This window comes from Leptolyngbya sp. GB1-A1 (assembly GCF_039962475.1).
Taxonomy (GTDB): Bacteria; Cyanobacteriota; Cyanobacteriia; order Elainellales; family Elainellaceae; genus Leptolyngbya_A.
On record NZ_JAMPLI010000050.1, the window covers coordinates 22,532 to 35,785 of the forward strand.

Consider the following 13,254-nt stretch of genomic DNA (forward strand, 5'->3'; position numbering starts at 1 on the left):
TAGAAATGAATCGGTTTATTACTGCGATCGCCATTGTCAGCACATTATCCATTGCTCAAGGTTGCACACAACTTGCTCAAGTTAAGGAGGAACCCACTATGACAACCACAACTCATCCAAAGGCGGCTCATGCAGAAGAAACAAATCACAGTCATCCTATAACTCACACTGCAAGTCATGGTGAGCATGGAGGTGATCATGCAAACACTTCTGCATCAACTCAGGCAAAGCTCATAACGACTGGTGTGATTACTCCTAATGCTTCCACTATCCTTCAGATTGATGTACAGGATGAGAACGGAAAAGCGCTCGCCCAGTTCGATCAATTCCAAGAGCAGGTTATGCACCTAATTGCTGTCAGCGATGATTTGCAAGTCTTCCAACATCTTCATCCTGTGTACAAAGGCAATGGACGATTTGAGGTTGAAGTACAGTTTCCTCAGTCCGGCAATTACACGCTGTTCAGCGACTATCAACCGACAGGACAACCTGAGCAAGTTTCTGTGCTGAAAACCCAAGTTGCTGGAAATACTGCTCCTGTGGCTCAGGCCGATTGGAGCCGTACCAAAACTTTTAATGAAACTATTGTTGGTTTTGCTCCAAACCAAGCCACAGTCCGAGCAGGGCAAGAGGTTGTTTTGCCCTTTAACCTACAAGATGCAGCCAGTTATCAACCCGTTACTGATTTACAGCCTTACTTGGGTGAAAAAGGACATCTGGTCATTCTGCGTCAATCTCCTACTTTAACGCGAGAAAACTACATTCATGCTCACGCTGTGCAGAATACCCCCGCAAACCAAATTCACTTTGCAACACGCTTTCCACAGCCCGGAAGGTACAAATTGTGGGGACAGTTCAATCGCAACGGTGAAATTATTACGGCTGATTTTTGGGTAGAGGTCGTTGAGTAGTATCATATCTCCGCTTCTGGCTGCATGATTGGGATTATGCTGATCAGACTCACGGCTCCATCGTCCATCACCAACATCCTGTATTGCCTTCTCCTTAACCGAGGGAAGGCAACGTTAGCGAGTAAGTAGCTAGGCAGATTTAAGCGTAAGACGCTCCAATGTCCACCCACCTTGTTGACTGCGATGCTCCATGCCTTCAATAATAGCATTCGCTAAGTCATACTCATTGTCGAAGTTTCTACCCGCAATTTCATGCGTTTTGAGTTGATGCCACTGTGTCTCAATCAAATTCATTTCTGAACTGTAGGGTGGCGAAAAAATAAATATAACCCTTGGGTTTGCCATTGTTGCCAGTGTTCACGGGCAAGGTAACTGGTATGGGCAGAGCCATTATCCTGAACAATGACGGTAATGCGTCCTGTTTGCTGCAAGGTCTGTTCGCACTTGAGGGCAATCTGCTGCATCACTTTGACATACCGTTCTTTGGTAAAACTGCCTTGTCCCAAAGCATAGTCAAACGACTCCTCCACCTGCCATATGCCGAGAATGCTGATGCGATCTCCGTAGGTCTTCACCTGCTCAATCCGTTTTTGTGTCCCAATGCGAGCATAGCTATAACTCACAGGACTCTCTAAACAACATCCCGATTCATCCAGGTATTTGAGATCCAGGTGCCCTTCCTGTGCCGCTAGTTGCAACGTAGCTAGGTCCGCTTGCTTCAGAGCTTTTGCCTCAGGGTCTTGCCGACCTCGTTGGCACTGTCTTGTCCGTTTCCACACAAACCCCTTTTTTTGAGCACTCGACGAATTCGCTCAGCACTCAGCTCTAGTTGCCGCTCTTGCTTCAGTTTCAAGGCGAGTTGCAGACTGTTGTATGTCCTCGGCTCCTGCTCCAGGCATTGTTCCAGATAGAGCAAATCAGCCTCTTGCCATTTGGGTTTAGCTCCCCGTCCAGGCGCGTCCCACAGTCCCCCTAAGCCATCTTGTTGCCACCGGCGCAGCGTTTGGCGCACCGTGTTCTCCTGATACTCGAAGATCTCGGCAATGGAAGGAACGGTCCAGCCCTGGGCATTCAATCGTAGCATGTGTGCCCGATCACGAGTCCGTTGAGGAACTGTGGTCGCAACCCGCAATTCGCTCAACGCTCGATCTTCTTCTGCACTCAATTGAACATGTACGGGGGCAGGCATAACTGACAAAATTCTAGAGGGGGTGCTCCCTTCTATCTTACGTTTAATTTCGACTGCCTACTTACGCTAACATTTCATCCTGGTTTGATTTTTTTGTCTTATAGTGCCGATGGAGATGAGCCAATCTTTCTTAGGAGCCAGATATGCAGTTGAAATTAGGTATCAGCATTGCAGCCGTTGGCGCACTCAGCATTGCGGCATTGGCTAGTTTGAACGTATCTAACTTATCCCATACACAATCGCCCTACGTAACACAGATAGGTAGCTCTATTCGAGGCTTGAGTACGCAGGAAATTAATGATCTGTTAAATGGACGAGGAGCAGGCTATGCTCGTACTGCTGAATTGAACAGCTATCCAGGTCCTAGACACGTCTTAGATTTGAGACAAGAACTAGTCTTGTCTTCAGAACAAGAGCAGCAGATCGAAGCCATATTTAGGCAGATGAATACAGAAGCGAAACAAGTCGGGCAGAACATTGTTGAACTTGAACGGAAATTCAGTAATGCTTTTGCTCAAAGAACGATTTCAGAGTCCGAAATTGAAGAGCAAACTCAGGAGTTAGCAATGCTGTATGGTCAATATCGAGTGATCCATCTGCAACCCCATTTGGAAGTTCAACGGTTACTTTCACCTGAGCAAATTGCCAAATATGACGAACTGCGAGGTTATAGTGATGCGTCGGTTCAACCTACTCCTAATTCTCCAGCACACCATCATTGAAGAGGCGATCGCTCTTCCTATCCCAACTTCACGCGCCGTAGCAGCATGGCATTAATAGCAACCACAACAGTGGAGACACTCATAAATAAAGCCCCAACAGCCGGAGAGAGCAAAATTCCTAAAGGATAAGCCACTCCTGCAGCAAGGGGAATCCCAATCACGTTGTAACCTGTTGCCCAGAACAGATTTTGAATCATCTTGCTGTAGGTTGCTTTCGCGAGTTTCAAGGCATAAGTGGCATCTAATGGGTTACTCTTCACGAGAACCAAATCCGCAGACTCGATCGCCACATTGGTTCCTGCCCCGATCGCAATTCCTAGATCAGATTCAAATAAGGCAGGAGCATCGTTAATGCCATCACCGACAAAAGCGGTCGGTTGTTCTGCCTTGAGTCGCCGGACTAGTGCAGCTTTGTCTTGGGGCAATACACGGGCATAGTAGCGATCGATTCCTAGCTGCTCGGCAACGGTCTTTGCCACTGCTTCCGCATCTCCGGTAATCATCACTACCTGTACATCCATCTCTTGCAGCCGTTGTACTGCAACACGGGCTTGCTCACGTACTTGATCTGCTAGTCCAAACAACGCCAGAACTTGGCGATCGTCAAGCAATACAATTGCGCTTTCTCCTTGTAATTCTGCCGTCTTTAGTCCTCCTCGAATTGGATTCGAGACAGTTAACTCCAATTCTTCTGCCCATTCGGGTCGTCCGACCCGGTAGCGTTTACCATTGACTGTTCCTTCAACGCCTTTACCTGCAACGGCCTTAAATTCACTTCCCTTGGGTAGCTCCAACTGACGGTTGTTGGCTTCCTGCACGATCGCTTGTGCTAGAGGATGTTCTGATAGTGATTCTAGAGCTGCTGCGATCGCTAACGCTTCTGTTTCTCCAATCCCTTCTGTGAAAATATGTTGTACGCCAAATCGCCCCTCTGTGAGCGTGCCCGTTTTGTCGAAGGCGATTGCTCGAATGTTACGTGCCCGCTCAAATGCCTCTCGTTTACGAACCAAAATGCCATGCTTGGCAGACATTGAAGTGGCGTTAACCAGCACCAGAGGAATCGCCAATCCTAACGCATGAGGACAGGTGATCACGAGAACGGTGACTGCACGGTTGATGGCAAACGTGAGGGTTGAACCGACTGCCAACCAAACGACAAACGTTAATGTACCAATCCCAATTGCAGCCAAGGTAAGCCAGTAGGCAAGCTGATCGGCTAACGCCTGGTATCGACTGCGAGAGGTTTGTGCTTCTTCTACCAAGCGCATAATTTGACTTAATGTGGTCTGCTCTCCAGTGCGGGTCACTCTTACAGTTAGTGCACCTTCACTGTTAACTGCTCCTGCAACCACCTCGTCACCAACCTGCTTGGTTACGGGACGTGATTCTCCTGTTAGGAAGGCTTCGTTGACGCTGGAGCCGCCTTCAATTACTTCTCCATCAATTGGAATCTGTTCGCCAGGACGGATCAAAATCGTGTCATTTCCACTCAAATCACTCACCGAAACATCTTCAATGCGTCCATTCACTAGGCGATGAGCAACAGAAGGGACTAGATCGGCTAAATGCTCTAATGCACGGCTGGCTCCCTGTACCGATGCCATTTCAATCCAATGCCCCAAAAGCATTACATCCACCAGTGTTGCCAGTTCCCAATAAAAAGATTCTCCCTCTAAGCCTAAGGTAACTGCTACGCTGTAAACAAATGCCACCGTAATCGCTAGCGCAATCAGCGTCATCATTCCAATCTGACTGCGTAGCTCATACCAGGCTCCTCTAAGAAAAACCCAACCTCCGTAAAAGTAGATGATGGTACTTAGGAGTGGGCTAACCCAGCCCGAACCTGAAAACTCAATGGCTCGATAGCCAAACCACATTTGAAAGTGAGATGCAAAGTAAAGGACGGGCAGGGTCAGTAGCAAACAGATAAAGAATCGACGTTTGAAAATTTCTGGGCTATGACCGGCATGTTTATTGTGACCCATGTGGTTGCCGTGTCCCGCATGGTGATCTCGTGCTGACGCAAGCTGTTGTTGGTGTTCATGATGCCCAACATATTCTTCTGCCTGCTGAAGCTCGTGATGCCTTCCTTGGGGGCCAGAATTTTGATGCCCGTGATGATGGTCATGCTGCATAACCCCCCCTGTAAATGCTAGAAGTATGATGCGAAACCAGATATCACCATCTCAGACAGAAGTACCTTTTGCTGTATCGATGCTCCTAATTCTCAAATACCACATAAAAGTGAAACGGGGATGAGGTTTCTAATTTTATTTATAATTCGTTATTCATGAGTTGGTTTGCTAATTTCATTGCACCTCAATCTAACCACTATGAAAGAGGAAGTGCTAAGAGTTCATGCTGATTTTAATTTTTGTGCTAAATACTACAAATTCAGTTGTTGCGAAGGAGTGAACTTCTATGAAACGTCTGATTCTCGCAAGTCTCTTTGCTGCTGATCTTAGTGCTGTGTTTGCAGCAACAACCCAAGCTCAAAAACTGCTTTCTGACGATTCCAATCCTTCTGATCTTGGCAATACTACTGTTGATACCAGTCAGATAATTAATCCTACTCCCCGACGATAGTTGGCAATTTCTATTCTCTAAATTCAAAGTAGCCCTGGAGAAGGCTGCTCTAATTTAGGAGATGAACAAGGTGGCTTCAGGAGAAACAAATTTCATCCTGATTTGATATTTCCATGCAATACTGCTTTTCAACTTTTGTGAAGACTTCGAACCTGTACTGTTACCCCTGCCTCAGGAAATGCCGATGGCTCTTACTCCCAAACGCTCTGATCTAATGACAAGAGATCGCTTTGCTGGAATGTGTCTTAGCCTGCTGCTGCTAATGACCTCATCTGAAGTATTCGCTCATACAGGGCACGGTGACGAGTTTCATCAGAATCAGTCGGCTCAGTCAGCAAGCGCGATCGACATTGATGCTGAAACAGCAGAGCGGATGGGATTAAAAGTAGAACCCGTAGCCCGTCAAGCGTTAGCATTTGGGGTACAAGCAACCGGACAAATTGAAGCTTCCCCTAGCAAAAGGGTAAGAGTTACGAACCCTGTAGGTGGAACAGTGGTCAAGCTGTTGGTGGAACCAGGGCAAACTGTTGAAGTGGGGCAGCCCTTAGCTGTGATCACCAGCGGCGAACTGGCAGATCTAAGAGTTACTGCACTAGAAAATTCTGCAGAGCGGCAGGGGGATGTGCAACAGGCTCAAGCCAACTTGCGATTGGCGCAACAAACCTATGAGCAACAACAGCAGATTGCTTTAGCTGCCATTAATCAGGCTCGGACAGAGGTGAAAGTTGCTCAAGAGCAATACGATCGCGACAAAGAACTGACAGAGCAGGGAGCAATTCCCAGACGAGAATTCTTGGAGTCGGAGGCGCACTTGGCAACGGTACGACAAGCGTTGACTGAGGCTGAAAGTCGGCTAGAGGTATTGGAAGCTCGAACTGAATTAGAGCGTGCTCAAACGGCTGTTCAGGTTACCCAATCTCGTGCTCAACTGAGTGCAGTCACTTACAGAACTCGACTGCAACAATTGGGAGCAGAGGCAAATTCAGATGGCACGATTACCATCAAAGCCCCTATTACAGGCACTATTGCTGATCGCGAAGTCACGCTCGGTCAATCGGCTCAGGATGCGGGCGCAATCCTGATGACTATCGTGGACGATCGCGTGGTGCTGGCAACTGCTAACGTCTATGAGAAGGATCTAAGTCAGGTCGCTCAGGGACAGCGAGTACGGGTTACAGTGTCAGGTCTTCCCAATCAGGTATTTGAAGGACGGATCACTACGATTGGATCAGCTGTCGAAGGAGACAGCCGGGTTGTGCCAGTAAAAGCAGAATTAGACAACGCTGATGGAGCACTCAAACCAGGAATGTTTGCTGAACTGGAAGTGCTAACTGACCGCACCCCAGAACCCGTTGTCGTCGTTCCTGAGTCAGCGATCGTTGAGGCAAATGGTCAGCAGCTTGTCTTTGTCCAGAACGGCAACACCTTTCAGCCCATAGAAATAACGCTGGGCAGACAGGCTGGAAACTTGGTTGAAGTGAAAAGCGGACTGTTTGATGGCGATCGAGTTGTGACTCAACGGGCGAATCAACTATACGCTCAATCATTACGAGGTGGCACGGCAGAGCCAGAGCAAGCTGAAGCAGCCGAAGCAACTACAGTGCGTGCCCCTTTGCCGTGGTGGGTTGTCATCCTAGGAGGCGGGATGCTAGCGATCGGTACGTTTGTTGCAGGTGCTTTCTGGTCCAATCGTCGCAACCGCAGGCAACTCACTGCAACGATTAACCAACTGGAACATTTAGAAGATTCTCACAACGGACATCACGCTCAGTCCAGGTCTGATTATGAGCCTGCTCTCCGCTCAGTAGAGGCTCATCAGCCAGAGTCTGAAGCTCGAACTCCGCCTCACCAGCATCACTGAGTTGCGTCCTAGCGATCGCTCTTAATTTAGTCAGTGATCGCCCTACTAACAATTAAATTCCTATGCTGAGTTCTATCATTCAATGGGCCATCGCCCGCCGCTGGCTGGTGATTTCGGGCGCAATGATCCTAACTATCTGGATCTTTCGCACCATTATTCAGATGCCGCTGGATGTATTCCCCACGTTTGCACCACCGCAGGTCGAAATCCAAACGGAAGCACCGGGACTGGCTCCAGAAGAAGTGGAATCGTTGGTGACATTGCCGATCGAAAGCGCAATCAATGGCACACCAGGCGTGAGTGCAGTACGGTCTTCCAGTGCAGCCAGTATTTCAGTGGTGAGAGTAGTTTTCAACTGGGGCACCGATATCTATCAAGCCCGACAGCTTGTGACGGAACGATTGCAGTCTGCTGAAAGCAAACTGCCAGAAGGGATTGAAACCCCGCAAATTGCACCCATCAGTTCGCCCATTGGCACGATCGTCACCTATGCCTTCACATCCCAGACAATTGACTTGATGGAAATGCGGCGAATTGTTGATTGGCAAGTCACAAATCGCCTTCTAGCAGTGCCAGGAGTCACGCAAGTCATCGTGTTTGGTGGCGATGAGCGGCAGTACCAAGTTCTAGTATCCCCAGAAAAACTACAGGCGTTCAACGTTTCCCTTCAAGACGTATCAGAAGCAGTGGCGGCGGCAAACGTGAATGCGCCAGGGGGGTATTTGATTACGCCCGATCGCGAAAAACTGATTCGAGGCATCGGGCGAATCGAAGACATTGAAGCCTTGAAGCAATCTGTGATTACGGCTCGCAGTGGCACACCTGTCAGAATCACAGATGTTGCCGATGTGAAAATTGGCGCAGCCGTGAAGCGCGGAGATGCCAGCGTCAACACCCAAAAAGCGGTCGTGGCGATCATCAACAAACAGCCCCAAGCCGACACGCCGACCGTCACCCGCGCCGTTGAAGCCGCAATGACCGAGGTAAAAGCTGGGTTGCCAGAAGGGATCCAGGTAGACACGACCTTTCGCCAAGAGACTTATATTGATGCGTCGATCGAAAATGTCCGGACAGCCTTAATCGAAGGCAGCATCATCGTCGCCTTAATCTTGATTCCGTTCTTAATGAACTGGCGCAACTTGGCGGTCTGTTTGGCGGCGCTGCCTCTGTCTTTACTGGTTGGTGTGTTGGCGCTCAACTGGCTCGGACAGGGCTTGAACACCATGACACTGGGAGGATTGGCAGTGGCGATTGGGTCTGCCGTCGATGATGCGATCGTGGATGCCGAAAACGTGTACCGCTGCCTGCGAGAAAATAAATACTCTCCCCATCCCCGCCCTGTATTAGAGGTCGTGTTTGAGGGGTGTCAGGAAGTGCGCGATTCCGTATTTGGAGCCACCATTATTACGATCGTCGTCTTTTCTCCTATCTTTGCACTCACAGGCGTAGAAGGCAGCATTTTCATCCCAATGGGGTTGGGCTACTTGGCAGCGGTATTAGCTTCCAGCGTTGTCGCCTTGACCGTCACGCCTGCGCTCTGCGCGATTCTGCTGCCCTATGGTCGCCTGCCTGAACGCGAACCCTGGGTTGCTCGGTTCTTCAAAAGAATCTATTTACCACTGCTCACATTTTCAATGCGGCGATCGACCGTTATTTTAGGCATTGCAGTGGCAAGTCTAGTGGCGGCGGCGATCGTTGTGCCCTCATTTGGACGCATCTTTCTCCCAGAATTTCAGGAGCAATCGTTGGTCAACACGCTGCTGCTTTATCCCGGTTCATCGTTGGACGCAACGAACGGTGCTGCATCCGTACTGGAATATAAGCTGAAGGATAATCCTAACTTTCAGAGCATTCAAGTGCGGTCAGGACGGGCAGCCGGCGATGCTGATGCCGCAGGTGTGAATCTAACTCACCTGGACGTGGAGTTGAGCGAGATAGGGATGAGAGACCGCGAAGCCAGTGTGGAGCTGTTGCGCGAGGAGTTTAGCAAAGTGCCGGGAGCCGCACCCAACGTGGGGGGCTTCATCTCCCACCGCATGGACGAAGTGCTCTCAGGGGTCAGAAGCGCGATTGCCGTCAAAATCTTTGGACCTGAATTAGAACAACTTCGTACTCTGGGACAGCAAGTGAATGATGTGATGCAATCGGTTGAGGGCATTGTTGATCTCCAGCTTGAACCACAGATTCCAGTTGAACAAGTTCAGATTCAGTTCGATCGCGTTGCTGCTGCCCGATATGGTTTAACCATTGGGCAACTATCAGAAACGATCGAAACAGCGCTCAATGGACGAGTGGTTTCACAAGTTTTAGAACAACAGCAAACCTTTGACTTAGTGGTGTGGTTGGAACCAGAAGCCCGCCAAAGCCTGGACACGATTGGTAACTTAATGGTTGATACGCCCGGTGGCAATAAAATTCCGCTGGCTCAGGTGGCAACGGTTCAAGACGGCACAGGACCGAACACGATTAACCGTGAAAACGTCTCTCGCTTGATTGTGGTAGCCGCTAACGCTCAAGGAAGAGATTTGCGATCTGTCGTAAACGATATTCAGGCAAAGGTTAATCAGCAGGTGCAGATTCCTGCGGGTTATTACATCCAATACGCAGGACAATTTGAAGCGGAAGCACGGGCATCTCAAAACATTTTGCTCTTCAGCGCGATCGCCTTTGTCGTGATTACGATCATCATGTATCTCTCGGTGAAATCAGTGGCTTCCACTGCCATGATTATGATTAACCTGCCTCTAGCGTTGGTTGGCGGCGTGATCGCTGTTGCACTGACGGGAGGCATCTTGTCGATTGCCTCGCTGGTAGGGTTTGTGACGCTGTTTGGGGTTGCTACCCGAAATGGGTTGCTGCTGGTAGACAACTACAACACCAAGTTTGCCGCCGGAATGCCGTTGAAAGACCTCCTGATCCAAGGATCGATGGAACGGCTCAACGCCATTCTGATGACGGCGTTTACCTCAGCGTTAGGATTAGCACCCCTTGTCTTAGCAGGTGGACCTGGAAAAGAGCTACTGCAACCCCTATCGATCGTTGTTTTGGGTGGACTATTTACCTCTACCGCCCTGACGCTGCTGATATTACCCGCGCTTTACGCGAAGTTCGGCAAGTACCTTTTCCCCAAAAGGTCGGTCGTTGAGAACGGCAAAGTCTCTCAACCAGAGATGGAGCGGATTCAAGGAAATGTTTAACCGTTGGGTCAGCAGTTTTTTCACCCACTAACACTGCTTTGTCAGAGCCGACTTCATCTTGTCAGTTTTTCATTTAACTCATTCAAGGAACTAAGCCATGAAAGTTAACAAATTCTTTACCGCTATTGCTGTTAGTTTGGGGCTGCTGTTGGGAGCCTGTGCTAGTGGTGGAGAGCAATCTGCTTCGGACGCTCCTGCGGCAAGTCCGTCTGTAGCAAGCTCCCCTGTGGACGAATCTCCTGCTGCATCCCCTGAAATGGCAGACCATTCTGCACCTGCTCAAGGCGGGCAAGTGGTTGAAGTCGGAGCGTATCACTTAGAGCTAGTTGCAGCACCAGAAGCAAGCGGAACCCACTTGGATCTTTTCCTACAATCTGGTGATACTCATGAGGCAATCGAAGGAGCAACGGTGACAGGTCAAGTTCAGCTACCCGATGGCTCTCAGAAGGAAGTTGATTTTGAATATGATGCACAGGGCAAGCACTACACAGCGTTATTGTCTGAAGCAGCATCCGGTGAATATAAAGTTGCTGTTCTCACTGATATCAACGGTGAAAAAGTGAACGGACGCTTTAGTTTTACTAAGTAGATAGGTTTTTATCAGGAAGTTTAGCTGCCGTTTTAACAATTAAATAAGGCAGGCTGCTTGCATTCTCTATCTTAAAATTGGGAATACAAGCAGCTTTATTTGATCAGATGGAATTCCGGTTTTAAGCAGTAACAATACCCATATATTCTAGAAATACTAAACCTTTGTAGTGAAAACTTACATGCTACGTTTATTATGCAAGCTGTTTATTGCAGTAGAAAGTGTAATTTCAATCACAAGTTTCATCCTCATTTCACATTTTTTCGTCATACTTAAAAAAAGAAACCAAAAGGAGTATATCCATGAAGAAAGTAATTTCTGTCTGTCTGATTGCTGCTACTCTTGCTGTTGCAATCCTGCCTGCTAATGCTACTTCTGGGAAGTATTCTTCTCAAGAGGAACATCGTCGCCATCATCGCGAACAGGTGATTAATAACTAATTTACAGCTTCTTGAGCTATGAATTAAAGCTAGTGTGCAGTGAATAATATCAGTTTTGAATGCTTCAAAAACGCTTGCTTTCATTAGGAGGTTTTTGAAGGTAAACTGTCACTGTTTCACTAACCGGATTGTTTGAATACTCTACTCGATTATTTTATTAATTTGAGTAGAGTGTTTGTTGATAAACATTTTAAGGAATTAAGCTATCTCTAAATTTCAGGATTTTAGACTAAAGAAGATAAGGATTGAATTTGTTGAAACAATATATGGGCTTTACGACTAGAATTGCTTAAAGCAGTTAAATCTTTAAGAAGATCTTGAGATGAGGGTTTTGCTTGTTGAAGATGAGCCAGATTTGGGTGCAGCTCTAGAGCGATCGCTCAAACGTAAGAAATATGTAGTGGATTGGGTCACGGATGGTACCGAAGCGTGGCGGTTTCTCGAAAGTTCCCGGATTCCATACACTGTTGCGATCTTTGATTGGTTGGTGCCAGGACTATCTGGCATTGAACTCTGTCAACGACTCAGAGCCAAGCAGAATCCATTACCTGTACTGTTGCTGACGGCAAGAGATCGAATGGAAGACCGCGTCATGGGACTCGATGCCGGAGCCGATGATTACTTGATCAAACCCTTTGGCATGGCAGAATTGCTTGCTCGGCTGCGGGCGCTCCAGCGGCGATCGCTCCAAATTCAGCCCCCTCAACTGCAAGTTGGCAACCTCATTCTCGACTACAGCACCTCAACGGTTTCAATTTCCACTCCTGTAAGAGAGTCACAGAAAATTCTGCTGACTGCTAAAGAATTTCAGCTGCTGGAATACTTTATGCAACACCCCAATCAAATTCTCTCTCGTGATCAAATCATTGATCGCATCTGGCAAGCGGAAGCAGACTTCAACAGCAATGTGGTGGCAGCTCAAATGCGCTTATTGCGGCGGAAACTGACAGAGTATGGCTACGATCATTTGATTGAAACGGTTTATGGCCTGGGCTATAAGCTCAATACTCATGAAACATAGCCAAATTTTTCACACCACTCGACTGCGATTAGCAGGGCTATATGCCGGAACGATGGGAGTTATTCTCACGATTTGTGCTGTAGGTTTTTATGAAGCAATGGCACATAGCCATTTCTCCGAGTTAAATCACCGGATTGAAACGGTTGCTGGAACGCTGCATGATGGACTAGAAGCCTCTTTGCAAGAACCCAGCAAACTGGAGCCTGTTGTGCAAAAATTTGTTCCGACTCTATGTATTGCTGGAACAGATTGCTCATCTAACTCTACAGCCTTACATTACCTAGGAGTATTCCAGGAGAATGGCTATTACATTCGCTTCTTAAGTTTGTCTGGACAGTTATTAGCCAGTGGGGGGCGGGTGCCAACTGACTTACCCGCCCAGATCGAAACCGAACTTTGGCAAACGCTAGAAGCCCCTGACGGAACTCGTTATCGGCAACTGTCCTTACTGCTCAAAACCGCAAATCAAGATTCCTGGGGATATATGCAGGTCGGGCGATCGCTGTCTGAACTCGATGGGCACATGGTTTGGGTCAGGCTGAGTCTGCTGATTGGCTTGCCCAGTGCCATGCTGCTCGTTGTGGTTGCCAGTTGGTGGCTTGCCGGACAAGCCATGCAGCCCGTCTGTCGCGTCTCACGTTATTTGTCGTTGATCTCACGTTAGATGTCGGGTAGCAAGAGAGGTTAGAAGGCTTACCGTATAGGGGTTTGAGTGATGTAGTATGGTGTGTTGTATGT

The 13,254-nt window shown here is 48.2% G+C and carries 10 protein-coding genes and 1 pseudogene; 9 read left to right on the forward strand and 2 right to left on the reverse strand.

Annotated elements, in window-relative coordinates:
* The first annotated feature begins 98 nt into the window (after positions 1 to 98).
* Positions 99 to 911, forward strand: coding sequence for a hypothetical protein (locus NDI45_RS26015; protein ID WP_348249427.1), 813 nt, complete (start codon positions 99 to 101; stop codon positions 909 to 911).
* A 129-nt stretch (positions 912 to 1,040) separates the two neighbouring features.
* On the opposite strand, the pseudogene NDI45_RS26020 reads toward NDI45_RS26015, so the two are convergent.
* Positions 1,041 to 2,100, reverse strand: a pseudogene (locus NDI45_RS26020) (IS630 family transposase).
* A gap of 143 nt (positions 2,101 to 2,243) precedes the next feature.
* Here NDI45_RS26020 and NDI45_RS26025 point away from each other — a divergent pair.
* Positions 2,244 to 2,822, forward strand: a complete 579-nt coding sequence (locus NDI45_RS26025; RefSeq protein ID WP_348249428.1) for a Spy/CpxP family protein refolding chaperone — start codon at positions 2,244 to 2,246, stop codon at positions 2,820 to 2,822.
* A gap of 17 nt (positions 2,823 to 2,839) precedes the next feature.
* On the opposite strand, the gene NDI45_RS26030 is transcribed toward NDI45_RS26025, so the two are convergent.
* A complete protein-coding gene (locus tag NDI45_RS26030; protein ID WP_348249434.1) occupies positions 2,840 to 4,807 on the reverse strand; it encodes a heavy metal translocating P-type ATPase in 1,968 nt (655 codons plus the stop codon).
* A gap of 436 nt (positions 4,808 to 5,243) precedes the next feature.
* Between NDI45_RS26030 and NDI45_RS26035 the strand changes: the two genes are divergently transcribed.
* The 7 genes from NDI45_RS26035 to NDI45_RS26065 all read left to right on the forward strand — a co-directional run bounded on the left by NDI45_RS26035 (position 5,244) and on the right by NDI45_RS26065 (position 13,180).
* Entirely contained in the window at positions 5,244 to 5,408 is a 165-nt protein-coding gene (locus tag NDI45_RS26035; RefSeq protein WP_190791268.1) for a hypothetical protein, read from the forward strand.
* 184 nt (positions 5,409 to 5,592) lie between these two features.
* Entirely contained in the window at positions 5,593 to 7,269 is a 1,677-nt protein-coding gene (locus tag NDI45_RS26040) for an efflux RND transporter periplasmic adaptor subunit (protein WP_348249429.1), read from the forward strand.
* Between the two features lie 62 nt (positions 7,270 to 7,331).
* Complete coding sequence (locus NDI45_RS26045) at positions 7,332 to 10,466, forward strand: efflux RND transporter permease subunit (protein WP_348249430.1); 3,135 nt, start codon at positions 7,332 to 7,334, stop codon at positions 10,464 to 10,466.
* 97 nt (positions 10,467 to 10,563) lie between these two features.
* Positions 10,564 to 11,055, forward strand: coding sequence for a hypothetical protein (locus tag NDI45_RS26050; protein ID WP_348249431.1), 492 nt, complete (start codon positions 10,564 to 10,566; stop codon positions 11,053 to 11,055).
* A gap of 302 nt (positions 11,056 to 11,357) precedes the next feature.
* Complete coding sequence (locus NDI45_RS26055; protein WP_190793052.1) at positions 11,358 to 11,495, forward strand: hypothetical protein; 138 nt, start codon at positions 11,358 to 11,360, stop codon at positions 11,493 to 11,495.
* Positions 11,496 to 11,817: 322 nt separating this feature from the next.
* Complete coding sequence (rppA, locus tag NDI45_RS26060) at positions 11,818 to 12,516, forward strand: two-component system response regulator RppA (RefSeq protein ID WP_190793051.1); 699 nt, start codon at positions 11,818 to 11,820, stop codon at positions 12,514 to 12,516.
* The gene (locus NDI45_RS26065; RefSeq protein WP_348249432.1) at positions 12,506 to 13,180 is read left to right on the forward strand and encodes a hypothetical protein; all 675 of its coding nucleotides are present in this window, start codon (positions 12,506 to 12,508) and stop codon (positions 13,178 to 13,180) included. Before rppA ends, NDI45_RS26065 begins: the two co-directional genes overlap by 11 nt.
* Positions 13,181 to 13,254: the final 74 nt, after the last annotated feature.